This is a genomic window from Streptomyces sp. cf386 (genome assembly GCF_900103585.1).
Lineage (GTDB): Bacteria > Actinomycetota > Actinomycetes > Streptomycetales > Streptomycetaceae > Streptomyces.
On sequence record NZ_FNHV01000011.1, the window covers coordinates 1 to 23,464 of the forward strand.

20 protein-coding genes are annotated in these 23,464 nt (G+C 71.4%); 6 read left to right on the forward strand and 14 right to left on the reverse strand.

Features of this window, described 5'->3' with window-relative positions; genetic code table 11:
- Positions 1–813: 813 nt before the first annotated feature.
- The gene (trpS, locus tag BLU79_RS26895; protein ID WP_093908502.1) at positions 814–1,863 is read left to right on the forward strand and encodes a tryptophan--tRNA ligase; all 1,050 of its coding nucleotides are present in this window, start codon (positions 814–816) and stop codon (positions 1,861–1,863) included.
- A gap of 43 nt (positions 1,864–1,906) precedes the next feature.
- On the opposite strand, the gene proC is transcribed toward trpS, so the two are convergent.
- From proC to BLU79_RS26925, 6 genes are all read right to left on the reverse strand, one after another.
- The gene (proC, locus tag BLU79_RS26900) at positions 1,907–2,716 is read right to left on the reverse strand and encodes a pyrroline-5-carboxylate reductase (RefSeq protein ID WP_093908503.1); all 810 of its coding nucleotides are present in this window, start codon (positions 2,714–2,716) and stop codon (positions 1,907–1,909) included.
- Positions 2,717–2,847: 131 nt separating this feature from the next.
- Positions 2,848–3,639, reverse strand: a complete 792-nt coding sequence (locus BLU79_RS26905) for an ABC transporter permease (RefSeq protein WP_093908504.1) — start codon at positions 3,637–3,639, stop codon at positions 2,848–2,850.
- Entirely contained in the window at positions 3,636–4,448 is an 813-nt protein-coding gene (locus tag BLU79_RS26910; protein ID WP_093908505.1) for an ABC transporter ATP-binding protein, read from the reverse strand. Before BLU79_RS26910 ends, BLU79_RS26905 begins: the two co-directional genes overlap by 4 nt.
- 120 nt (positions 4,449–4,568) lie before the next feature.
- On the reverse strand, positions 4,569–5,339 hold the full coding sequence (locus BLU79_RS26915) for a class I SAM-dependent methyltransferase (RefSeq protein ID WP_093908506.1): 771 nt from the start codon (positions 5,337–5,339) through the stop codon (positions 4,569–4,571).
- Between the two features lie 451 nt (positions 5,340–5,790).
- Complete coding sequence (locus BLU79_RS26920) at positions 5,791–6,303, reverse strand: hypothetical protein (RefSeq protein ID WP_093908507.1); 513 nt, start codon at positions 6,301–6,303, stop codon at positions 5,791–5,793.
- 53 nt (positions 6,304–6,356) lie between these two features.
- The gene (locus BLU79_RS26925) at positions 6,357–6,713 is read right to left on the reverse strand and encodes an SH3 domain-containing protein (RefSeq protein ID WP_093908508.1); all 357 of its coding nucleotides are present in this window, start codon (positions 6,711–6,713) and stop codon (positions 6,357–6,359) included.
- Between the two features lie 181 nt (positions 6,714–6,894).
- On the opposite strand from BLU79_RS26925, the gene BLU79_RS26930 reads away from it, so the two are divergent.
- Positions 6,895–9,042, forward strand: a complete 2,148-nt coding sequence (locus tag BLU79_RS26930) for a serine/threonine-protein kinase (protein WP_093908509.1) — start codon at positions 6,895–6,897, stop codon at positions 9,040–9,042.
- A gap of 103 nt (positions 9,043–9,145) precedes the next feature.
- On the opposite strand, the gene ilvD is transcribed toward BLU79_RS26930, so the two are convergent.
- The 4 genes from ilvD to BLU79_RS26950 form a co-directional block, all read right to left on the reverse strand.
- Positions 9,146–10,999: a dihydroxy-acid dehydratase gene (gene ilvD, locus BLU79_RS26935; protein ID WP_093908510.1), complete on the reverse strand. Its 1,854-nt coding sequence runs from the start codon at positions 10,997–10,999 to the stop codon at positions 9,146–9,148.
- Positions 11,000–11,123: 124 nt separating this feature from the next.
- On the reverse strand, positions 11,124–11,765 hold the full coding sequence (locus BLU79_RS26940; protein ID WP_093908511.1) for a TetR/AcrR family transcriptional regulator: 642 nt from the start codon (positions 11,763–11,765) through the stop codon (positions 11,124–11,126).
- The gene (locus BLU79_RS26945) at positions 11,762–12,586 is read right to left on the reverse strand and encodes a sugar phosphate isomerase/epimerase family protein (protein ID WP_093908512.1); all 825 of its coding nucleotides are present in this window, start codon (positions 12,584–12,586) and stop codon (positions 11,762–11,764) included. The genes BLU79_RS26940 and BLU79_RS26945 overlap by 4 nt, the downstream gene beginning before the upstream one ends.
- Positions 12,587–12,785: 199 nt before the next feature.
- The gene (locus BLU79_RS26950; RefSeq protein WP_093908513.1) at positions 12,786–13,718 is read right to left on the reverse strand and encodes a Ppx/GppA family phosphatase; all 933 of its coding nucleotides are present in this window, start codon (positions 13,716–13,718) and stop codon (positions 12,786–12,788) included.
- A 74-nt stretch (positions 13,719–13,792) separates the two neighbouring features.
- Between BLU79_RS26950 and BLU79_RS26955 the strand changes: the two genes are divergently transcribed.
- Positions 13,793–14,677 carry a DUF3109 family protein gene (locus tag BLU79_RS26955; protein ID WP_093908514.1) on the forward strand — a complete coding sequence of 295 codons (885 nt, stop codon included), beginning with the start codon at positions 13,793–13,795 and terminating at the stop codon, positions 14,675–14,677.
- A 4-nt stretch (positions 14,678–14,681) separates the two neighbouring features.
- Here BLU79_RS26955 and BLU79_RS26960 read toward each other — a convergent pair whose 3' ends face one another.
- Positions 14,682–16,457: a BACON domain-containing protein gene (locus BLU79_RS26960; protein WP_093908515.1), complete on the reverse strand. Its 1,776-nt coding sequence runs from the start codon at positions 16,455–16,457 to the stop codon at positions 14,682–14,684.
- 205 nt (positions 16,458–16,662) lie between these two features.
- Here BLU79_RS26960 and radA point away from each other — a divergent pair, with 205 nt between their 5' ends.
- Positions 16,663–18,072 carry a DNA repair protein RadA gene (gene radA / locus BLU79_RS26965; protein ID WP_093908516.1) on the forward strand — a complete coding sequence of 470 codons (1,410 nt, stop codon included), beginning with the start codon at positions 16,663–16,665 and terminating at the stop codon, positions 18,070–18,072.
- Positions 18,073–18,153: 81 nt separating this feature from the next.
- A complete protein-coding gene (gene disA, locus BLU79_RS26970) occupies positions 18,154–19,278 on the forward strand; it encodes a DNA integrity scanning diadenylate cyclase DisA (protein WP_093908517.1) in 1,125 nt (374 codons plus the stop codon).
- A gap of 45 nt (positions 19,279–19,323) precedes the next feature.
- Here disA and BLU79_RS26975 read toward each other — a convergent pair whose 3' ends face one another.
- Positions 19,324–20,154, reverse strand: coding sequence for a hypothetical protein (locus BLU79_RS26975; RefSeq protein WP_093908518.1), 831 nt, complete (start codon positions 20,152–20,154; stop codon positions 19,324–19,326).
- Between the two features lie 186 nt (positions 20,155–20,340).
- Here BLU79_RS26975 and BLU79_RS26980 point away from each other — a divergent pair, with 186 nt between their 5' ends.
- Positions 20,341–20,970: a phosphatase PAP2 family protein gene (locus tag BLU79_RS26980; RefSeq protein WP_093908519.1), complete on the forward strand. Its 630-nt coding sequence runs from the start codon at positions 20,341–20,343 to the stop codon at positions 20,968–20,970.
- Between the two features lie 13 nt (positions 20,971–20,983).
- Here the strand turns inward: BLU79_RS26980 and BLU79_RS26985 are convergent, their stop codons facing one another.
- Together BLU79_RS26985 and BLU79_RS26990 are read right to left on the reverse strand one after the other, a co-directional pair.
- Positions 20,984–21,646, reverse strand: coding sequence for a response regulator transcription factor (locus BLU79_RS26985; RefSeq protein ID WP_093908520.1), 663 nt, complete (start codon positions 21,644–21,646; stop codon positions 20,984–20,986).
- Positions 21,643–23,238, reverse strand: coding sequence for a sensor histidine kinase (locus tag BLU79_RS26990; protein ID WP_093908521.1), 1,596 nt, complete (start codon positions 23,236–23,238; stop codon positions 21,643–21,645). The genes BLU79_RS26985 and BLU79_RS26990 overlap by 4 nt, the downstream gene beginning before the upstream one ends.
- Positions 23,239–23,464 lie beyond the last annotated feature (226 nt).

A 23,464-nucleotide genomic window follows, 5' to 3' on the forward strand; every position in this document is an offset into this window, starting at 1 on the left:
GCGGAACAGCCAGGCGGAATAAGCCCGGCCGTTCACAGCGTCCTCGCTGTGTTTTCTTCAAAGGAACCTCGTCCCAACCGGTGATCCGGCCGGAGACGGGGTATCAACTAATCTGGCGTTGATTTTTGGCACGCTGTTGAGTTCTCAAGGAACGGACGCTTCCTTTGTACTCACCCTCTCGGGCTTTCCTCCGGGCGCTTCCCTTCGTTCTTGCGTTTCCGACTCTATCAGATCCTTTTCCGATCCGATTTCCTCGGTGCTTTCCAGGTTCCCGCTCTCGCGTTTCCCTTTCCGGCGGTTCCGACTTTATCAGATCCTTTCGGGCCTGACCCCCAGTCAGCGGGGCCTGTCTTCGTGGCTGTTGGGCCGTTCCGACGAGTGAGACTTTAGCGGATTCCTCGCTCCCGAGCTAATCGGGCGCTGCGCTCTGTCGAACGCGGATTCCTCATTCCGTAATTACACATGCCAATGAGACGACGGCAGACAGATCGACTGTCGTCGAATAGTGGTTGGTCCTTGCGGAGTGGCTGTCCGGGGACCGACCGAGGTCGGCGCTCACGTCGGACAACTCGGAGAACACTACGGATCGGGGTGGGGCGTGTCAACTTCACTCTGTGCGGCACCCTAGGGGCGTAGTCTGGGTCACATGACGACGCGTACGTGCACCCAGCTGTGGTGGGCCGCCTGACGGCGGCCGAGTTCACGTATGCACTCAACGGCCGCCGCTTCGGCGGCCGTTCTCGTATCTCCCTCCAGAGCTCCTGAGGGTCGGCCGACCGGGGACGGCGGTCTCGACCAGGAGGTGGAGAAGAGATGACGCGGGTCTTCAGCGGGGTCAAGCCGACCGGGCATCTGACGCTGGGGAACTACCTGGGGGCCATGCGGCGGTGGGCCGCCGTCGACCAGCACCAGGCTGATGCGCTGTTCTGCATCGTCGATCTGCATGCGCTGACCGTGGACCACGATCCGGCGCGGGTGCGCAGGCTGAGTCGGCAGGCCGCGACGTTGTTGTTGGCGTCGGGGTTGGATCCGGAGCTGTGCACCGTCTTCGTACAGAGTCATGTGGATGAGCACGCTCGGCTGTCGTATGTGCTGGAGTGCGTGGCCACGGACGGCGAGATGCGGCGGATGATCCAGTACAAGGAGAAGGCCGCGCGGGAGCGGGAGCGCGGTGGGAGTGTGCGGCTGTCGCTGCTGACGTATCCCGTGCTGATGGCGGCGGACATCCTGGCGTACGGGACCGACGAGGTGCCGGTCGGGGACGACCAGACGCAGCATGTGGAGCTCGCGCGGGACCTCGCCGTGCGGTTCAACCAGCGGTACGGGCATGCGTTCGTGGTGCCTCGGGCCACGCCTCCGCAGGTCGCGGCTCGGGTGATGAATCTGCAGGATCCGATGTCGAAGATGGGCAAGAGCGACGACTCCGGGCCGGGGATCGTCTATCTGCTCGACGAGTCGGATGTGGTGCGGAGGAAGGTCATGCGGGCCGTGACCGACAGTGGGCGGGAGGTCGTGTACGACCGGGACGCGCAGCCCGGCGTGGCGAATCTGCTGGAGATCCTGGCGGCTTGTACGGGTGGGAACCCATCGGAGCTGAGCGGTGTATATGAGTCGTACGGCTCTTTGAAGTCAGCCACTGCGGAGGCCGTGGTCGAGGTTCTCAGGCCCGTGCAGGAGAGGCACAGGGAGCTGTGCGCGGATCCTGGTTATGTGGAGGGGGTGCTGCGGGATGGTGCTGAGCGGGCTCGGGCGATGGCGCGGCCGATCGTGGATGCCGCGTATCGGGCGATCGGATTGCTGCCGGCGGCAGCGACTGCGACCGCGGATATCGGGGTGACCGCGGATATCGGGGTGACCGCGTAGGGGGTGGGCTGGGCCGTCCCCTGGGATAGGGGACGGCCAGGCCTCACTTGGTACCGGAGGCCAGTTCGCGGCTGCGGTCGCGGGCGGCTTCGAGGGCAGCGATGAGGGCGGCTCGTACGCCGTGGTTCTCGAGTTCGCGGATGGCATTGATGGTGGTGCCGGCGGGGGACGTCACGTTCTCGCGAAGCTTGACGGGGTGTTCGCCGCTGTCGCGGAGCATCGTCGCGGCGCCGATCGCGGACTGGACGATCAGGTCGTGGGCCTTGTCGCGGGGCAGGCCGAGGAGGATGCCGGCGTCGGTCATGGCTTCGACCAGGTAGAAGAAGTACGCCGGGCCGGAGCCGGAGAGGGCCGTGCAGGCGTCCTGCTGGGATTCGGGGACGCGGAGCGTCTTGCCTACGGAGCCGAAGATCTCCTCGGTGTGGGCGAGGTCGGCTTCGCTGGCGTGGCTGCCGGCGGAGATGACGGACATGGCCTCGTCGACCAGGGCCGGGGTGTTCGTCATGACGCGGACGACCGGAGTGCCTGCGGCCAGGCGGGCCTCGAAGAAGGAGGTGGGGATGCCCGCGGCGCCGCTGATGACCAGGCGGTCGGCGGGGACGTGCGGGGCGAGTTCGTCGAGGAGGGTGCCCATGTCCTGCGGCTTGACCGTGAGGATCAGGGTGTCGGCGGTCTTGGCGGCTTCCGCGTTGGTGACCGGGGTGACTCCGTAGCGGGTGCGGAGTTCTTCGGCTCGTTCCGCGCGGCGGGCCGTCACCAGGAGGTCGGCCGGGGCCCAGCCGCCGCGGATCATTCCGCTGAGCAGGGCTTCGCCGATCTTGCCGGTGCCGAGGACTGCGACTTTCTGGGTCATGGCTGGGGTGCCCTCCGGGGGTTGCGTCGTCCGGGTTCATCCTCGCACCCGCGGCTCCCTTCGAGGTGGCGTGTCCGGTGGGCGGACGGGTTGGGCGGCGGGTCCGGACGGCTCGCCCGGCCCCGCGGCGGTCATGCCGTCCTGCGCCGCAGGGTCGCCGCGCCCAGGCCCAGGACCAGCAGGGCACAGCCCGCCACGATCAGGGCGTCGCGGACGAAGTTGGCGGTCATGTCGGTGTGCTTGAGGACCTCGTTCATACCGTCGACCGCGTAGGACATGGGGAGGACGTCGGAGATGGCCTCCAGGGCCGGGTGCATGTTGTCGCGGGGAGTGAAGAGGCCACAGAGGAGGAGCTGGGGGAAGATCACGGCCGGCATGAACTGGACGGCCTGGAATTCGGAGGCCGCGAAGGCCGAGACGAAGAGGCCGAGCGCGGTGCCGAGCAGCGCGTCGAGCAAGGCCACGAGCAGGAGCAGCCAGGGGCTGCCGGTGACGTCCAGGCCGAGGAACCAGAGGGCGAGTCCCGTCGCCAGGGCTGACTGGATGATCGCGAGGGTGCCGAAGGCGAGGGCGTAGCCGGCGATCAGGTCGCCCTTGCCGAGGGGCATGGCGAGAAGGCGTTCGAGGGTGCCCGAGGTGCGTTCGCGCAGGGTGGCGATGGAGGTGACCAGGAACATCGTGATCAGCGGGAAGATCCCGAGGAGGGAGGCGCCGATGTTGTCGAAGGTGCGCGGGCTGCCGTCGAAGACGTAGCGCAGCAGGAACAGCATCACGCAAGGGACGAGGAGCATCAGCGCGATGGTGCGGGGGTCGTGGAACAGCTGGCGCAGGACCCGGGCGGCGGTGGCGGTCGTGCGGGCGAGGTTCAGGGGGCCGGTGGGGGCGGGCCGCAGTACCGGGGTCGTGCTCGTCTGTGTGGTCATCGCATGGTCTCCTTCGCGCCGGCGGCTGCGACCGCCTCGTCGACCAGGTGCAGGAAGGCCGCCTCGACCGTCTCTGAGTTCGTACGGGTGCGGAGGACGTCCGGGGTGTCGTCGGCGAGGATCCGGCCCTCGCGCATGAGGAGGAGGCGATGGCAGCGCTCGGCCTCGTCCATGACGTGGGAGGAGATGAGGAGGGTGGCACCGCGTGAGGCGGCGATGGAGTGGAAGAGGTTCCAGAGGTCGCGGCGCAGCACCGGGTCCAGACCGACCGTCGGTTCGTCCAGGACGAGGAGTTCGGGGGTGCCGAGGAGGGCGACCGCCAGGGAGACGCGGCTGCGCTGGCCACCGGAGAGGTTGCCGGCCAGGGCGTCGGCGTGGCTGGTGAGGTCGACGTCGGCGATGGCGCGGGTGACGTTCTCGTGGCGCCGGTCGGCGGCCGCGTGGCCGGGGTCGAGGATCGCGGCGAAGTAGGCGAGGTTCTGGCGGATCGTCAGGTCGTCGTAGACGGAGGGGGCTTGGGTGACGTAGCCGATGCGGGTACGCAGGGTGGGGTGGCCGGCGGGGCGGCCGAGGACGTCGAGGGTGCCGGTGACCTTGGCCTGGGTGCCGACGATCGCTCGCATGAGGGTCGTCTTGCCACAGCCGGAGGGGCCGAGCAGGCCGGTGATCTGGCCGCGCGGGACGGTGAAGTCGAGGTCGCGGAGTACTGGGCGGGTGCCGCGTACGACGCTCAGGGCGTCGGCTCGGATGGCGGGGTTGTTGTCGGGGGTGTCGGGGGGATCGGATCGGACCGCGGAGTAATTCATCATGTGATGAATAATCCTCCGCCGAGAACTACCTCGTCAAGCGTCGAGGTGGGACAGGGGGTGAGGTGGGCGCGGCCGGTGCGCAATTCGCCCGCCCTCCCCGGCGAAGGGTTGGGAGGGAGGTCAGGGGGTGGTGGCTACGAGGAGGTCGACGTCGTAGGTCTCTTCGATGAATCCGTCCGGGAAGGTCTTGAGGAGGATCTGCTTCTCCTCGGTGAGGAAGGTGGTGCTGGCCTCTGCGCCGTTGACCAGGAAGATCGAGTGGCTGCCGAGGTTCGCCAGGTGGGTGTCGACGGTGACCTGGCGGCTCCAGCGGACCTTGCGGCGGGTGAAGGCCAGGTGCCCGGTGGGGTCGGTCAGGGCGGCTCGGGAAGCGCTGCCGCCCTGCTCGACGACGGGGTGGAGGCCGAAGCGGCCTTCGATGCGGCGTGCCTGGGCCACGTGCCAGGGGATGTCGAGGGGGGTGCTGTTCCACCAGAGGGCGAGTGCGCCGCCCGGCCGTAGTACGCGCAAGGCCTCCGGGGCCGAGTGGGCGGGGTCGGTCCAGTGCCAGGCCTGGGCGTAGGTGAGGAAGTCGGCGGAGGCGGTGGCGAGGGGGAGGGCGTTGCCGTTGCCGCGGACGATCGGGATGTCGGGGTGGCTGCGGCGGAACTGGGCTGCCATGCCGTCGCCGGGCTCCACGGCCAGTACGTCGGCGCCGCGCTGTCGTAGGAGGGCGGTGGCTATGCCCGTGCCCGCGCCCACGTCGACGACGCGTGCGCCGGTGAGGGGGCGGTCGGCGAGTTCCTCGATCGCGTCGAAGAGGGCGGGCGGGTAGGAGGGGCGGTTCGCGGCGTACTGGGCTGCGGCGGCGTCGAAGGAGCGGGCGCGGGCGGTGTGTGAGGGTGCCGTCATAGGGCCATGGTGGCCGTGGTTGGTGCGGCGTGCACCGAGTTCGCCGAGAGGTGGAGCCGACTTGGCAGGCGGGGGCATAGGCACCCGCCGGGGGGAAGGGGGCGACTGTGACTGCTCCGAGCCGTGCGTCGGCCTCGGTCGGCCGCCGGCTCCAGGGTCATGGCGTGGAAGCGCAGCGCGTCGAACGGTGTCAGTCGAACGGCGTCAAACAGTTCGGAGGAGAGACCCGCGAACGCCTCAGCCTCGTGCAGCTTGGTCGTCGGATGGCCGGCAGGCGGACGTCGCGGGGGCTGTGGCCCCGGAGGTCTCCGCGACCTCGGCCAACGGGTCGAGCGACTCCGCGCGCAGCTGCAGGAAGGCGGCCGACCTGGGCTTCCGGCCTCGGCCCGCCGGAGTCCGCGCCGGCCGACGGGGCAGAGTGGCGCGCGGCGTGTCCGAGCTGTGTCTTCGGCTAGGAGTGGCGGCGCTTCTTCGCCGGGTTGCCTGTGCGGCGGGTGGTGCGGGTGTTGTGCTGTTTGCGGGACGTCTCGTATTCCTCGCGGTGGAGTTTCTCGCCGGGGGCCTCGATGAGGGAGCGGAAGAAGTAGGCGAGGAGGGAGCCGACGAAGCCGATCATGAGGAGGCTGCGGAGGCTGGCGTGGCGGTCGGGGTCGGGGCGCTTGGTGAAGGCGTCCCAGGTGTGGCGGAAGGCGAGGGCGCTGCACACCGCGAACATCACCACGACCAGGACGGTGACGAAGGTGCCGACCGCGGCGATCTGGATCCCCTGGTAGGCGAAGCGCAGGACCAGGCAGGAGGCGACCGCGGTGGCGAGGGAGCCGACGGCCACGGCGATGCGGCGGGCGGTGTAGCCGTTGTCGTGGTCCACCCAGGTCGTGCCGAAGAAGCGGAGGGGCTCGGGGCGGGGGCCCGTGGAGCCCGCGGGGGTGTCCGGGGTGCCGTTCTTCTCGCTCTTCTCGCTCACGAGTCGATTATGGCTCCAGCGTGGCCGCGGGCTCCGTACGGGTTCCGCCCGGATCAGGAGCAGCGCGGGCGGACGTAGCCGTCGCTGCCGGTGTTCACATAGGCGTCCGAGACGAACTCGCCGTCGTCGATGTTGTCCCAGATGTTCGACGTGCCGTAGGGACCGGCCACCCACGTGCCCGGCGTCTGGCAGTAGATCGGGATCATGGCGCCCTCGGGCAGGACGCGGACGACGGGGTACTGGGTGCCGGGGCCCCGGCGGACGTTCAGGCGGACGCCCGGCGCGACCGGGTAGTAGCGCACCGCCGTGGCCGCCATGGTGGTCACGGCCTCGCCCTCGCCCCTCCCGGCGTCTTCGCCGACGCCGGCCGCCTCGGCTCTCTCGAACCCTTCAGCGCGGTCCACAGACATGGAAAACCTCCCCCGTTGATCCCCATGACTCCCATGGGGTCCCGTTGATTCCCCTAAATCACGCCACGCACACATGTGCGCGGTGGGAACACGGAGGCTAGCAAGCCGCCTCTGTCTCGTACGAGTCATCGACTAGGCTCCGTGCGTCGCGCGCGCGGACGAACAGCACGGGGGTGGTCCCATGGCGCCACAGCAGAACGCCGGAGCGGGCGCGGAAGCGGAACTTCCCGAGTACGCCGGTCACTACCACCTGGAATCGCACCTGGGGTCCGGCGGCATGGGCGTCGTACATCTGGCGCGGAGCACCTCGGGCATGCAGCTCGCGGTGAAGGTCGTGCATGCCGAGTTCGCGCGGGATCCCGAGTTCAGGGGCCGGTTCCGGCAGGAGATAGGGGCGGCGCGCCGGGTGAGCGGGGCCTTCACCGCGCCCGTCGTGGATGCCGATCCGGAGGCCGAACGGCCCTGGATGGCCACCCTGTTCATCCCCGGTCCGACGCTCGCCGAACACGTCAAGCGGAACGGGCCGATGGAGCCCGCGCAGTTGCGGCGGCTGATGGCCGGACTGGCGGAGGCGCTGCGCGACATACACCGGGTCGGCGTGGTGCACCGGGACCTGAAGCCGAGCAATGTGCTGCTCGCCGAGGACGGGCCGAAGGTCATCGACTTCGGCATCTCTCGGCCAAAGGACAGCGAACTGCGCACCGAGACCGGGAAGTTGATCGGTACGCCGCCGTTCATGGCGCCGGAGCAGTTCCGGCGGCCCCGGGAGGTCGGGCCCGCCGCCGACATCTTCGCGCTGGGGTCCGTGATGGTGCACGCGTCGACGGGGCGGGGGCCGTTCGACTCCGACAGTCCGTACGTCGTCGCCTACCAGGTCGTGCATGACGAGCCGGACCTGACCGGCGTACCGGAGAATCTGGCGCCGTTCGTGCTGCGGTGCCTCGCCAAGGAGCCCGAGGACCGGCCCACGCCCGACGAGCTGATGCGGGAACTGCGGTCGGTGGCGGCGTCGTACGACACGCAGGCGTTCATTCCGGCGCAGCGGGCCGGTGAGAAGGCCCAGCCCGAGCCGGAGTCGGGGTCAGGCTCGGGCTCGGACTCGGGGTCAGGCTCCAAGGCTGGGCCCGGTGTCGACGTAGCGGCCGAACGGGCGCCCGGAAAGCGTCGGCGCCGGCTGCTGGCCCTCGGGGCCGGGGCCGTCGGCCTCGCCACGGTCGTCGTGCTGGCCTCCGTGCAGCTTCTCGGCGGCGGGGATCCGGCGTCGAGGCCCGAGGGCACACGGACCACGTCGGCCGGGTTCGGCGGGTGGGCGACGGCACCGGCGCCCACGAAGGACACACCCCTGTGTTCCTACGGCGCCGGGAAGGTGCTGTGCTCTCAGACCGGGCTCGTCTTCGCGCTCGATCCCCAGGACGGCCGGCTGCTGTGGCGGCACCCCGTCGACACCGCGCGTGTGAGCGCACCGCCGACCATGGCGGGCGGTCTCGCACAGCCGTCGTCCTGGCCGGGCCGCCGGCTGGAAGCGCTCGATCCCGCTACGGGCAAGGCGCGTTGGCAGCAGGACGTGCCCGCGTACGACACTTCCTCGGCCGTCGGCGGGATGGTGCTGCTCACCGGCGCGGACGGCACGGTCACCGGCGTGGACGGCGCGTCGGGCGCCACGCAGTGGAGCCGCGCCGTGCCGGGGCACAGGGCGCCGTACTTCGTCTCCTTCGCCGGGGATCCGCTGGCGTACACGGCGAGCCCGACCGACGACGGGTCGGGCACGCGGGTCACCGCGGTGGACCCGGCCACGGGTGAGGTGCGCTGGGACGCCCGGCTGAAGGGGACGCTGGAGCTCGCCGGCGCGTCGGACGGGTCGGTCTTCTTCGTCTCGGTCGACGGGGTCTACAGCGATTCGAGGACCGTGGTCCGCTACTCCCCCGCCGACCGGACCACGCGGCGCGTGCCGCTGTCCGTCCCGCTGCTGCAGGCGCACGGCACCGTGCGCGGGAACGTCGTCTACCTCGTGGGCGGCGACGGTTCGCTGGTCGCCGTCGACATGGCGGCGGGCAAGCAGCTCTGGAGCCTGGAGACGTCCGTGCTCCGTACGTCGTCGCCCGTCGCCGACGGCCGGCATGTGTACGTCAGCGCCCCGGACGGACGGCTCCTCGCCGTGGACACCCGCGACGGACGGCTCCTGGGCCAGACGCCGGCCCGACTCGGCTCGGGATCGGGCCAGTTGGCGTCCGACCTGCCGGAGCCCGTGCTCGCCGACGGCCGCGTCTTCGCGAGTGCCCCCGACGGGAGCGTGTTCGCAGTCGACGGCCGTGACCCGTCGGCCTGGTGACAGGGCCGTACCTCCGACCTCTCGGCCTGGTGACAGGCGAAGGGGCCGCCTCCCCTGGAGACGACCCCTGCCCTACGCGAAGCCTCAGCCCCTACGCGAAGCCTCAGCCGAGCTTCGTCACGTCCCGCACCGCGCCCTTGTCCGCGCTGGTCGCCATCGCCGCGTAGGCCCGCAGCGCCGCCGACACCTTGCGCTCGCGGTTCTTCGGGGCGTACGCCCCGTCCAACGCCTGCTCACGGCGCGCGAGTTCCGCCTCGTCGACGAGCAACTCGATCGAGCGGTTCGGGATGTCGATGCGGATGCGGTCGCCGTCCTCGACGAGGGCGATCGTGCCGCCGGATGCGGCCTCCGGGGAGGCGTGACCGATGGACAGGCCGGAGGTGCCGCCGGAGAAGCGGCCGTCGGTGATCAGGGCGCAGGTCTTGCCGAGGCCGCGGCCCTTGAGGAAGGACGTCGGGTAGAGCATCTCCTGCATGCCGGGGCCGCCCTTGGGGCCCTCGTAGCGGATGACGACGACATCGCCGTCGGTGACCTGCTTGTTGAGGATCTTCTCGACGGCCTCTTCCTGCGACTCGCAGACGACCGCCGGGCCCTCGAAGGTCCAGATGGACTCGTCGACGCCGGCCGTCTTCACCACGCAGCCGTCGACGGCGAGGTTGCCCTTGAGGACCGCCAGGCCGCCGTCCTTGGAGTAGGCGTGCTCGGCGCTACGGATGCAGCCGCCCTCGGCGTCCTCGTCGAGTGCCTCCCAGCGCTCGGACTGGGAGAAGGCCTCGGCGGAGCGGACACAGCCGGGGGCGGCGTGCCACAGCTCGACGGCCTTCGGCGAGGGCGATCCGCCGCGCACGTCCCAGGTCTTCAGCCAGTCCGACAGGGACGGGCTGTGGACGGCGTGGACGTCCTCGTTGAGCAGCCCGGCGCGGTGCAGCTCGCCCAGCAGGGCCGGGATACCGCCAGCGCGGTGCACGTCCTCCATGTAGTACGTGCGGTCCTTGGCGACGTTGGGCGCGACCTTCGCCAGGCACGGCACCCGGCGGCTGACCTCGTTGATCTGCTCCAGACCGAACGGGACGCCCGCCTCCTGGGCGGCGGCCAGCAGGTGCAGGATCGTGTTGGTGGAGCCGCCCATGGCGATGTCGAGGGCCATGGCGTTCTCGAAGGCCGCGAAGGTGGCGACGTTGCGCGGGAGGACCGTCTCGTCGTCCTGCTCGTAGTAGCGGCGGGTGATGTCCATGACCGTGCGGGCCGCGTCCTCGTACAGCGCCTTACGGGCCGTGTGCGTGGCCAGCACCGAGCCGTTGCCCGGCAGGGACAGGCCGATGGCCTCGGTCAGGCAGTTCATCGAGTTGGCGGTGAACATGCCGGAACAGGAGCCACAGGTCGGACAGGCGTTCTCCTCGATACGGAGGATGTCCTCGTCCGAGATCTTGTCGTTCACGGCGTCGGAGATCGCGTCGACCAGGTCGAGGGTGCGGACCGTGCCGTCGACCAGCGTGGCGCGGCCGGACTCCATCGGGCCGCCGGAGACGAAGACCGTGGGGATGTTGAGGCGGAGAGCCGCGTTCAGCATGCCCGGGGTGATCTTGTCGCAGTTGGAGATGCAGATCAGCGCGTCGGCGCAGTGGGCCTCGACCATGTACTCGACCGAGTCCGCGATGAGGTCGCGGGAGGGCAGGGAGTACAGCATGCCGCCGTGGCCCATCGCGATGCCGTCGTCGACGGCGATCGTGTTGAACTCGCGCGGGATGCCGCCGGCCTCACGGATCGCCTCGCTGACGATCCGGCCGACGGGCTGCAGGTGGGTGTGGCCGGGCACGAACTCCGTGAAGGAGTTCGCCACCGCGATGATCGGCTTCCGGCCGATGTCCGCACCGGGTACACCGGAGGCGCGCATAAGGGCGCGGGCGCCCGCCATGTTGCGGCCGTGGGTGACTGTGCGGGACCTCAGCTCGGGCATCGTCGCTCGCTCCTTCGGGGACTGCAGGGACTGCGATCAGAGACTTCTGACTGCTAACGAGCGTACGCCGGTCATCCAGAGGTCGGGACGGGGTGTCCGGAATGCGGGACGTATGTCTCGCGGATCAGCTGTCCGAAGGCCCTCGCCCGGTGAGATGCCCCTGCACCACGGGCGCCACGCGCGCGATGATCTGCTCCACGTCGACCGAGGTGATCGGCTCGATCTTGATGACGTACCGCATCATGGCGACGCCCACGAGCTGCGCGGCAGCAAGCTCGGCACGCAGTTCCGCGTCCGGGGCGTCGATCTCACCGGCGATGCGCCGCAGCAGCTGCGCGGAGACGAGGCGGCGGAAGACGGCGGCCGCGGCGTCGTTGTTGACCGCCGAGCGGACGATCGCGAGCAGCGGCTTCCGGGTGACCGGGTTCTCCCAGAGTCCGAAGATGGTGCGGGTCATGCGCTCGCCGGCGTCGTCGAGCGGTCCTTCCAGCACCGCCTCCCGCACCTTCACGGCGGGCGCGAAGGCGACCTCCACCGCCGCCTCGAAGACCTGCTCCTTGGTGCCGAAGTAGTGGTGCACCAGGGCCGAGTCCACGCCGGCCGCCTTGGCGATGCCGCGCACGGACGTCTTCTCGTAGCCGCGCTCGGAGAACTCCTCGCGGGCCGCGTCGAGGATGCGGTCGCGGGTGTCGGCGGATTCCGTACGAGGGGGCCGGCCCCGGCGGCGGGAGCTCGCCCCGCCCTGGCCCGAGGTGGCGTCGGTCACGGCCGGGGCACCTTCAACGCCGAGGCCAGATGCAGCCGCGTGAAGGCGAGGGCCTCGGCGAGGTCGGCCTCGCGTTCGGCGCCGGACATGGCGCGGCGGGTGTTGACCTCTATGACGACATGGCCGTCGAAGCCGGAGAGCGCGAGCCGCTCCAGCACCTCGGCGCAGGGCTGGGTGCCGCGGCCGGGGACGAGGTGCTCGTCCTTGGCCGATCCCCTGCCGTCCGCGAGGTGCACATGGCCCAGCCGGTCCCCCATGCGGTCGATCATCTGCATGGTGTCGGTGCGGGCGGTCGCCGCATGGCTGAGATCGATCGTGAAGTGGCGGTAGTCGTCCTTCGTCACGTCCCAGTCGGGGGCGTACGCGAGCATCTCGCGGTCGCGGTAGCGCCAGGGGTACATGTTCTCGACGGCGAACCGCACATCCGTCTCGTTCGCCATCCGCCAGATGCCCTCCACGAAGTCCCGGGCGTACTGGCGCTGCCAGCGGAACGGCGGGTGCACGACGACCGTGGAGGCCCCCAGCTTCTCGGCGGCCGCCTGGGCGCGCTGGAGCTTGGTCCAGGGGTCGGTGGACCACACGCGCTGGGTGATCAGCAGACAGGGGGCGTGGACGGCGAGGATCGGGATGCGGTGGTAGTCGCTGAGCCTGCGCAGCGCCTCCATGTCCTGGCTGACCGGGTCGGTCCACACCATGACCTCGACGCCGTCGTACCCGAGGCGCGCGGCGATCTCGAAGGCCGTCGCCGTCGACTCCGGATAGACAGAGGCCGTCGACAGGGCGACCTTCGCATCCGGGATGCGCACCACTGGTTCTGCCACGAGGGACAGAGTACGGGGCGGTACTGGAGGCCGGGGAACGGATGGGCGTGGGCCCGCCATGGGGTGTGGCGGTGGTCAGGGGCGCGAACTGGGCATATGCCGGGGGCTCGGCGTGGGCGTGCGGGCCCCCGGTGTGGCGGGGTTCACGACACCCGGCCTCGACGCCGGCTCTGCCGGGGCAGCCCTGCCGGGGCTGCCGTCACCCCACCCCCATGTGATCCAGCTTCCGCAGGATCACGCCCTCGCGCAGCGCCCAGGGGCAGATCTCCAGCGTCTCCACGCCGAACAGGTCCATCGCGCCCTCGGCCACCAGCGCCCCCGCGAGCAGCTGTTCCGCGCGCCCCTCCGAGACGCCCGGGAGCTCCGCTCGCTGGGCCGTGGTCATGCCGGCCAGGCGCGGCACCCAGGCCTCCAGGGACTCCCGCTTCAGGTCGCGCTGGACGTAGAGGCCCTCCGTGGAGCGGGCCGCGCCGGCGAGGCGGGCCAGTTGCTTGAAAGTCTTGGAGGTGGCGACCACGTGGTCGGGGGCCCCGAAGCGGCTGAATTCGCCGACCGTACGGGCGATCTGGGCGCGGACATGCCGGCGCAGCGCCCTTATCGCCTCCGGGTCGGGCGGGTCGCCCGGCAGCCAGCCGGCGGTCAGCCGTCCCGCGCCCAGCGGCAGCGACACCGCCGTGTCCGGCTCCTCGTCCATGCCGTACGCGATCTCCAGGGAGCCGCCGCCGATGTCCAGCACCAGCAGCTTCCCGGCCGACCAGCCGAACCAGCGCCGGGCGGCGAGGAAGGTCAGCCGTGCCTCCTCCGCGCCGGAGAGAACCTGCAGCTCGACCCCGGTTTCGTCCTTCACGCGCGCGAGAACGTCATCGGCGTTGCTGGCCTCCCGCACCGCGGACGTCGCGAACGGCAGGACCTCCTCGACACCCTTGTCCTCGGCGGCCTGCAGCGCCTCATGGACGACGCCGATCAGCCGGTCGACCCCGTCGGGGCCGATGGCCCCGCTGTCGTCGAGGAGTTGGGCAAGGCGCAGCTCCGCCTTGTGTGAGTGCGCGGGCAACGGGCGCGCGCCAGGGTGTGCATCCACCACCAGCAGATGCACGGTGTTAGATCCCACGTCGAGGACACCGAGTCTCATGTACGGAACGCTACTGCCACCTGGGCGATCCTCTGACCTCGAAGTCGCAGGTACGGACGCCGTACTCTGGACCCGTGCCAAAGACGAAAAAGGCGAAGAACGACAAGACGGCCAAATCTGCCACGGGTTCTTCGCAGGCAAAGGCAGCCACGAAGTCGAAGAAGCCCAGGAAGGGTTCCCCGGAGCCGGACGAGAAGGGGCTCGACTTCGCGCGCGCATGGGTGGAGTTCCCTGATCCGGCGGACGACGAGCAGGTCTTCCGGTGCGATCTGACATGGCTGACCTCCCGTTGGAACTGCATCTTCGGCAGCGGCTGCCAGGGCATCCAGGCGGGCCGCGCGGACGACGGCTGCTGCACGCTGGGCGCGCACTTCTCCGACGAGGACGACGAGAAGCGGGTCGCCGAGCATGTGGCGAGACTCACGCCGGAAATCTGGCAGCACCACGACGAGGGCGTCGAGCACGGCTGGGTCTCGGAGGACGAGGACGGCGACCGCCAGACCCGCCCCTACAACGGCTCGTGCATCTTCCAGAACCGCCCCGGTTTCGCCGGCGGCGCGGGCTGCTCGCTGCACATCCTCGCCCTGAAGGAGGGCCGCGAGCCGCTGGAGACCAAGCCGGACGTCTGCTGGCAGCTGCCGATCCGGCGGACCTACGACTGGATCGACCGGCCCGACGACACCCGCGTGCTCCAGGTCTCGATCGGCGAGTACGACCGCCGCGGCTGGGGCCCGGGCGGCCATGACCTGCACTGGTGGTGCACGTCGGCGACCTCGGCGCACGGCGCGGGCGACCCGGTGTACGTGTCCTACCGGCCGGAGCTGACCGAGCTGATGGGCAAGGCGGGCTACGACCGCCTCGTCGAGCTGTGCGAGGAGCGGCTGGCGTCGCAGCTGCCGTTGCTGGCTCCGCATCCGGCGGATCCCGTCGACCAGGAGAGCCGAGCCCACAGGGACTGACGCGCTACGACGCCGACGGAGTCGGGTCGCCGCTGCCGCTGGGCGGCGGCGAGCTGCCCGGCTCCGACGGCGACGGGTCGCCGGTCGTGGGGGACGGATCGGGCGACGAGGGCGGCGGCTCGCTGGGCATGGGGTCGGTCGGAGCCGGGGTCGTCGGCGTGGGATCGGGTCCGGGGGACGAGGGCGGGGGGCCGCTGGGGCTCCCGGGGTCGGTGGGATTGCCGGGGTGGGTGGGATCGGTGGGATGCGGGTCCGGGCCGTGTCCCGGGTCGGACGGGCTGGGCGCGGTGCCGTAGCCCTCGATGGAGACGACGGCGCCGGCGGGTGAGATCGCCACGCGCGCGCTCCAGTACCCGGACGGCTCGCGCAGATGGTCGACGTACACCTTGATCGTCAACGACTCGCCGGGCGCCAGCGTTCCCGCCGACCGGCTCAGATAGAGCCAGTGCGCGCCGGTGGTCGCCGACCAGCGCACCGGCGTGTGTCCCGTCGCCGTCAGGGTGACGAGCGTGGTGTCGCCGTTGTTGCCGGCCGAGACGTTCAGGTGCCCGGCGCTCTTCCCGCCCGCGCCGCCGACGCTGACGACCTCCACGGAGACGTCCGGTCTGTCACGGCCGCCGAAACGGTCACTCCGATCGGGGCTCGCGTTGCCGGCGTTCTCGTATCCGCCCTCCGCGGATTCGCCGTCCAGGCTGCCGGGGTCGTGCGCCTCGCTCGCGCTGGCCGAGGGCCCGTCGACGCCCTCGCCGGTCGGGGTGCCCCGGTAGGCGGCCCACAGGGCGAGGACCGGGGCGGCGACGACCGTGGCGACGACGGTCGTGGTGACGGCACGCGCGCGTAGGCGGTCCCTGCGGCCGGCACGGTCCTTCGGGTCCATGGGGAAGCCACGCCGGTCGAAGCGCGGTACGGCGGCACCCCGCGCGCGTGAGTGGCGTGTCAGGGCCATGTGCACGGCCGCGCGGGGCGCCTCCAGGACGGGCAGCTCGGCGGGCGTGACGGACGCGCCGGGCCACCGGCCGGGGATCGCGCGCTCGGCGGTGCGGCGACATCGGGGGCAGTCGTCGACGTGCCGGACCAGCTCGCGGCGCAGGGCCGTGCCGAGCACGAGCTGGTTGTCGCCGGTGAGGCGGGCGACGCTCGGACAGGCGCCGGTCTCGACGACGGCGAGGGCCGCGCGCGTGCGCTCGACCTCGCAGGCGGCGGAGGCGAGCAGATCGCGGGCGGCTGCCAGGTCCATGCCGAGGACGGCGGCGACCTCGTGGGCGGCGAGGTGGTGGCGCACCGCGAGTTCGAGGGCCTCGCGCTGCTCCGGCGTGGTGCCGGCGGCTTCCGGCCAGGCGAGCAGGGCGAGTTCACGGCGCCGCTGCTCCTGGATCTCCTCGGCGACGGGCGGCCCCTCGGCCCGTGTCCCCGTCTGCCGATGGGTGCCGTGGCGGCCCGCCGCATGGCTGCTCTGACGTTTCTGCTTGGCCTCGGCCAGCTTGCGCAGACACGCCCAGCGGGCCAGCGCGTACAGCCAGGGTCGCCGGTCGGCGGCGGACTCCGGCACCCGCTGCCCGCGCCGCTCGGCGAGCGCGAGGGCGTCGCCGAGGGCGGCGGTCGCGGTGTCGTGGTCGCACAGGACGGACAGGCAGTAGGTGAACAGCCCGTCCAGATACGGCTCGTAGCGCGCGGGCGGCCGCTGTGCCGACGTACGCGCCGCCGCACGATCACGCGCCTCCCGGCGCGCCCGGTGGGCGCCGGCGGTGCGGGTCGGGGTTTCCGGACTGCTGCTCATCATTGGTGGACCGTAGGGGGACCGGGGTGGGGCCTTCTTGCCGCTTGAGTCGTTTTAATCCATACGGGTGAAACGATCCCTCAATCGGGGACAGGAACCCCTGATTCCATGGCTTGTGCATGACGAGACGGCCCTGCGGCAGCCGCGGGAGCTGGGCCGGGCACGCGGCCGTACGGCGTTGTCAGTGGGCTCGGTTACGGTTCTTCGCATGGCTGCCCGTACCAAGTCCACGAAGGACCGCCCGTCCTACCGCTGCACGGAGTGCGGCTGGCAGACGGCCAAGTGGCTCGGCCGCTGCCCCGAGTGCCAGGCGTGGGGGACGGTCGAGGAGTACGGCGCGCCCGCGGTCCGTACGACGGCACCGGGTCGGGTGACGAGTTCCGCGCTGCCCATCGGGCAGGTCGACGGGCGGCAGGCCACCGCGCGGCCCACCGGAGTGTCCGAGCTGGACCGGGTGCTCGGCGGCGGGCTGGTGCCCGGCGCCGTCGTCCTCCTCGCGGGCGAGCCCGGCGTCGGCAAGTCCACACTGCTGCTGGACGTGGCCGCCAAGTCGGCGAGCGCCGAGCACCGCACGCTCTATGTCACCGGCGAGGAGTCGGCGAGCCAGGTGCGGCTGCGCGCCGACCGCATCGGCGCCATCGACGACCACCTGTATCTCGCGGCCGAAACCGATCTGGCGGCCGTGCTGGGCCACTTGGACGCGGTGAAGCCGTCGCTGCTCATCATGGACTCCGTGCAGACCGTGGCCTCCCCGGAGATCGACGGTGCACCCGGTGGCATGGCGCAGGTCCGGGAGGTGGCCGGCGCCCTGATCCGGGCCTCCAAGGAACGCGGAATGTCGACGCTCCTTGTGGGACACGTCACGAAGGACGGCGCCATCGCCGGACCTCGCCTCCTCGAGCACCTCGTGGACGTGGTGCTCAGCTTCGAGGGCGACCGGCACGCGCGCCTGCGTCTCGTGCGCGGTGTCAAGAACCGCTACGGCGCGACGGACGAGGTCGGCTGCTTCGAACTGCACGACGAGGGCATCACGGGCCTTGCCGACCCAAGCGGACTTTTCCTGACCCGTCGTGACGAACCGGTCCCCGGCACCTGCCTGACGGTCACCCTGGAGGGCCGCCGCCCCCTGGTCGCCGAAGTCCAGGCGCTCACCGTCGACTCGCAGATCCCCTCACCCCGCCGCACCACGTCCGGCCTGGAGACCTCGCGCGTCTCGATGATGCTGGCCGTCCTGGAGCAGCGCGGCCGGATCAGCGCGCTCGGCAAGCGGGACATCTACTCCGCGACCGTCGGCGGAGTGAAGCTCTCGGAGCCCGCGGCGGACCTCGCCGTCGCCCTCGCGCTGGCCTCCGCCGCGAGTGACACACCTCTCCCCAAGAACCTCGTCGCGATCGGCGAGGTGGGCCTCGCGGGCGAGGTCAGACGGGTCACGGGCGTGCAGCGCAGACTTGCCGAGGCGCACCGTCTGGGCTTCACGCACGCGCTCGTGCCGGGCGATCCGGGCAAGATCCCTGCGGGCATGAAGGTGCTGGAAGTGGCCGACATAGGGGACGCTCTGAGGGTCCTTCCGCGCTCGCGTCGTCGAGAGGCCCCACGGGACGAGGAGGACCGCCGGTAGACTTTGCCCTGGTCTCGCCCGTCCGTACGAATCCAGTGCGCGAAACGGGAGCGCCCCAGAACCTGCGACCGGAGGAGTGCAGTGGCAGCCAACGACCGGGCAGCAGCTCCCGGAAAGTCCGGTGGGAGCTCCGGTGCCGATGGCCTGATGCGCGCCTCACTGAGCGCCGTGGCACCCGGCACGGCCCTGCGCGACGGCTTGGAGCGGATCCTCCGCGGCAACACCGGCGGACTCATCGTGCTCGGTTCCGACAAGACCGTCGAGGCGATGTGTACGGGCGGATTCGTCCTGGATGTCGAGTTCACGGCGACGCGACTGCGGGAGCTGTGCAAGCTCGACGGCGGCATCGTGGTGTCGTCCGACTTGTCGAAGATCCTGCGCGCGGGCGTCCAGCTGGTCCCGGACCCGACGATCCCCACGGAGGAGACGGGCACCCGGCACCGCACGGCGGACCGGGTCAGCAAGCAGGTCGGCTTCCCGGTCGTCTCGGTCTCCCAGTCGATGCGGCTCATCGCCCTGTACGTCGACGGGCAGCGCCGTGTCCTGGAGGACTCGGCGGCGATCCTCTCCCGGGCCAACCAGGCCCTGGCGACCCTGGAGCGCTACAAGCTCCGCCTCGACGAGGTCGCGGGAACGTTGTCAGCGCTGGAGATCGAGGACCTGGTGACGGTCCGCGACGTCTCGGCGGTCGCCCAGCGCCTGGAGATGGTCCGGCGTATCGCGACCGAGATCGCCGAGTACGTGGTGGAGCTGGGCACGGACGGACGGCTTCTCGCCCTGCAGCTGGACGAGTTGATCGCGGGCGTGGAGCCCGAGCGCGAGCTCGTGGTGCGCGACTACGTGCCCGAGCCGACGGCCAAGCGTTCCCGCACGGTCGACGAGGCGCTGTACGAGCTGGACGCCCTCACCCACGCCGAGCTCCTGGAACTCCCCACGGTGGCCCGGGCGTTGGGCTACACGGGCTCCCCGGAGGCGCTCGACTCGGCGGTGTCCCCGCGCGGCTTCCGGCTGCTGGCCAAGGTGCCGCGGCTGCCGGGGGCGATCATCGACCGGCTGGTGGAGCACTTCGGCGGGCTGCAGAAGCTGCTCGCCGCGAGTGTGGACGACCTGCAGACGGTGGACGGGGTCGGCGAGGCTCGGGCGCGCAGCGTGCGGGAGGGGCTTTCACGGTTGGCGGAGAGCTCGATTCTGGAGCGGTACGTCTAGCCGAAGCGGTACCGCGCCCCTCCGGTCGCGGTACCCCGTACCCCGCTAGTCGTTGTCCAGCACGAACGACGTCTGTGCCGTCCCGAAGCCCGGCGTCTTCGTCTCCACCAGATACGTCCCCGCCTCGGCCGCCCCCGCGGCAGGCGTCGCGCACTGGGGGGCGCTCGCGCTGCGGTCCCACTTCACCGTGAAGGTGATGCTCGACCCCGCGGGCACCCGGAACGGCAGGCTGCGGGTGACCTCGGGGCAGTCGGCGGAGGACCAGAAGTCGTCCTCGGCTCCCGCCTGAGTGATCGTCACCACCGCGTTCCTCGGGCCGAGATCGACCTTGCAGTCGTAGGTGGAGGTGTTCGTAGCGGTCAGCAGCAGTGCCGGCGTCTCGTCGGGGTTGTATGCGTTGTCCCGGCTCCGCACCGTCAACTTCACCTGGCCCGCGATGCAGCCGGGCAGCGTGGAGCCGTCGGCGACCGTGTCGTCCATGCCGACACCGCTGCCCGAGCCGCCACCCGCGGATCCGCTGCCCGAGCCGCCGTCCGACCCGCCGGAGCCCCCGGCACCGTCCCCGGAGCCGCCATCGCCGCCGGAGCCGTCACCGGACCCCGACCCGCCTGAGTCGCCGCCGCCGGTCGACTCGTCCCGGCCGCCCGGCGCCTGACTGATCGCCGGCCCCGAACCGGACGGACCCGGCGTGATCGTCGAGGGCCCGGGATTCTTGCCGTCCGACCCGCCCACGTTGTTCTTGTCGCCTCCGCCACCCGATGCCAACACCCAGGTGATCAGCAACGCCAACAAGGCGACCACGGACAGCATTACGGCCCTCCGTCGCCAGTAGATGGTGGAGGGAAGCGGACCGACCGGATTGCGCAGAGATCCCACGGCGCAAACTGTACGAGAAGTCGGCGCGTTAGCTTGCTCCACCCGCCGCCCTGGGCGGCAACTTTTCCGGATCATCATTCCGGAAACGCTCCGGCAGCCGCCGCTGCACCCCTGTCTTCCGTCAGGTGCGGCACCTGCCGATCGCAGGGTGTGACGACCTCGCCCCTCCGCCTACGGTCCGTGACCATGGACTTCAAGGACGCCGAGCTCTACCGCGAGATCACCGACTTCGCCCACGACACCCCAAGGTGGGTACAGCGCGCCGCCGAGATAGGAACGGAGGCCGGACTGCTGCTGTTCGCCGCGCTGTTCGTCGCCATGTGGTGGCGAGCCAGGGGCGACAGCGCCCGCGCCTTCGCGATCGCGGCCCTTGCACCTCTGGCCACGGCTGTGGCGTACGTGTGCAGTGAGGTGCTCAAGTCCGTTGTCACGCAGGAGCGTCCATGCCGGGCGGTGCCGGACGCGACCGCTCCGCTCAGCGCCTGCCCACCGCCCGGCGACTGGTCCTTCCCCAGCAACCACGCCACCATCGCGGGCGCCGCGGCCCTCACCCTGGCCCTGACCCGCCGGATCCTCCTGTGGCTGACGGCTCCGCTGGCCCTCCTCATGGCCTTCTCCCGCGTCTTCGTCGGCGTCCACTACCCGCACGACGTCGCGGCGGGCCTTGCCTTCGGCGCGCTGGTCGCGCTGACGGCCGTACGGCTGACCACGCGTCCGGCGACCCGGCTGGCGGAGGCGATGCGCGGGGCGGGGGCGCCGGCGTTCGTACGGTGGCTGACCGGGCAGGAGCGGTCCGGGGTGCCGCATCGCCACTGAACGGCCACCTGCCTCACGACTGCTCCAGGAGCCCCGCCTCGTACGCCACGATCGCCGCCTGCACGCGGTTGCGCACCCCCAACCGGTCGAGTACCGCGCTCACATACGCCTTCACCGTGCCCTCGACGAGGTGCAGCCGGGCGGCGATCTCCGGGTTGGACAGGCCCGCGCCGACGAGTCCGAGCACCTCGCGCTCACGCGGGCTGAGCCCGTCCACGCGCGCGCGTGCGGCGGCCTCGCGGCCGAGTCGCCCGTCGCTGCCGCCCAGCCCGTCGATGACGTACCGAGCGACCTTCGGCGACAGGAAGGCCGCGCCGGCCGCCACCGCCCGTACACCGGCGATCAGTTCGTACGGGTCCCCGGACTTCAGCAGGAAGCCGGTCGCGCCGCCGCCGAGCGCGCGGGCCACGTAAGCCTGTTCGGAGAAGGTGGTGAGCATCGCCACTGCCGTGCCCGGGACGGTCCGTACGATCTCCTCCGCGGCGGCGAGTCCGTCCAGGCGGGGCATACGGATGTCCAGCAGGGCCACGTCCGGCCGGTGCGCGCGGGTCAGCTCGACCGCCTCGCGCCCGTCGCCCGCCTCCGCGACGACCTCCGTCTCACCGCCGCTCGCCAGGATGGCGCGCACCCCGGCCCGCACCATCGCCTCGTCGTCGGCCAGCAGTACGCGGATCACCGTACGAACTCCTCATCGCTGGGAGGGCGTTGGGACAGACCCGCCCTGGGGATCACGTCCTTGGCGACCAGCCGACCCGCGTTGTCGAAGCAGAGCCTGAAGTGGTCGACGGAGACGAGGAGTTCGCCGCTCGCACGGTAGTAGCGGCAGTCGCTGCCCGCCGGGGGCGGCACGGGCGCGCGCTCCACGGGGGCGTCCCGCACGGTGCGGTCCGGCAGGACGGGCGCGAGGTCGCCGCCCGAGGCCCCCAGGCGCAGCTCGGCGTATACGGCGGGCGACAGCACCGAGTGGGTCTCCGTGTACGCGTACCAGGAGAACGCCCCGCCGACGAGCACCACGCCCGCGCCGACGGCGGCCACGAAGGCGACGGCGACCCGGCGGCGGGCTCGCGCGAAGGGGGCGTACGGGGCCGACCGCAAAGGCGTGGCGGCGGCCTGCTCCGGGACGTACGCCCGCACACGGAACCCGCCCCCGTACGGACCGGCCTCGAAGTCACCGCCGACCGCGGTGACGGCGGCGTGCAGCGCCTGGAGTCCGGTGCCACCGGAAGAGGACGGGGCAGAGGACGGGGCAGAGGGACTGGGCGCCGGGGACGCGCCCCGTCCGCCGGCCACCGTGACCGTCGTGCCGCCGGCCTCCCTGGTCGCCGTCACGGTGACCTCGGCACCCGGCGCGTGCCGGGCCGCGTTGGTCAGTGCCTCGCGGACCACCCGGTACAGGACGCGCTCGGCGACTTCGCCGGCCGGCCGCCGCGTCGCCGTACCGTCCTGCGTCGGCTCCCACCGCACCGGCAACCCCGACTCGGCGGCCCGTGCGACGAGTTGCTCGACGGTCTCGCCCGGCGGCGTCAGGGGCACCGGCTCGTCCTCCTCCCGCAGGACGCCGATGATGCGGTGCAGGCGTTCGGTGGCGTCGGCGGCGGCCACGCGCAGGTCTGCCGCGGCGGTGCGGTGGTGATCCGGGAGGTCGGAGGCGACCTGGAGGGCACCCGCACGCAGGGCGATCAGGCTCAGCTCGTGGCCCAGGGAGTCATGCATGTCCTGGGCGATGCGGGCCCGCTCGCGCAACCGGGCGCGCTCCTCCGCGATGCGCTGCTCACCCTCCAGGCGCGCGGCCCGCGTCCAGCCGGCCTCGCTCAGCCGGCGCCCCTGCCGCCAGTACCGGCCGCCGAGCCAGGGGAACACACACCCGAAGAGCAACGTGCCCGTCAGCACCACCCATTCCGGCGCCGGATCGACGCCGACCAGCGCGATCCTCGCCGTACCGAGACAGCCGACGATCCCGAAGACGACCCCCGCCGGCCGCACCCGCGCCGCACGCAGCCCGAGCAGCAGCGCGAAGACCCCGAGCGCGGGGCCGTAGGAAACGGAGAACAGGGCGGGGGTCGCGACGAGACTCAGTACGGCCGCCATCCCGAACGCCGCAAGCGGCCACCGCCGCGCCACGCCGACCGCGCCACCGAGCACGACCAGCCCGGCCACCTGCTGCCACCCGGCACACGGCTCGTCCATCCCGAGCCGGTCGGCCGTGAGCGCGGGCACCGCGAGGAGGGCCCAGAGGAGGCAGGCCCGCCATATACGAGGACGTTCCATTCACTTGACGCTACAAGCGGGTGGCGGGGCAGCACTGCTGCCGATCGTCAGGTAGGCGTCATTCTGTGGTGCCGGCCCAGGCATTCCAGCCCGTCCGGCGTTTGAGGACAAGGCCCTTCAGGGCCGAAGCGGGGGTCTGGGGGCGGCAGCCCCCAGGACCGCAGCCCACCACACCCCGCCAGCCACAAACGCACCGGCACCGCCGCCTACCCACCCAACCGCCCCC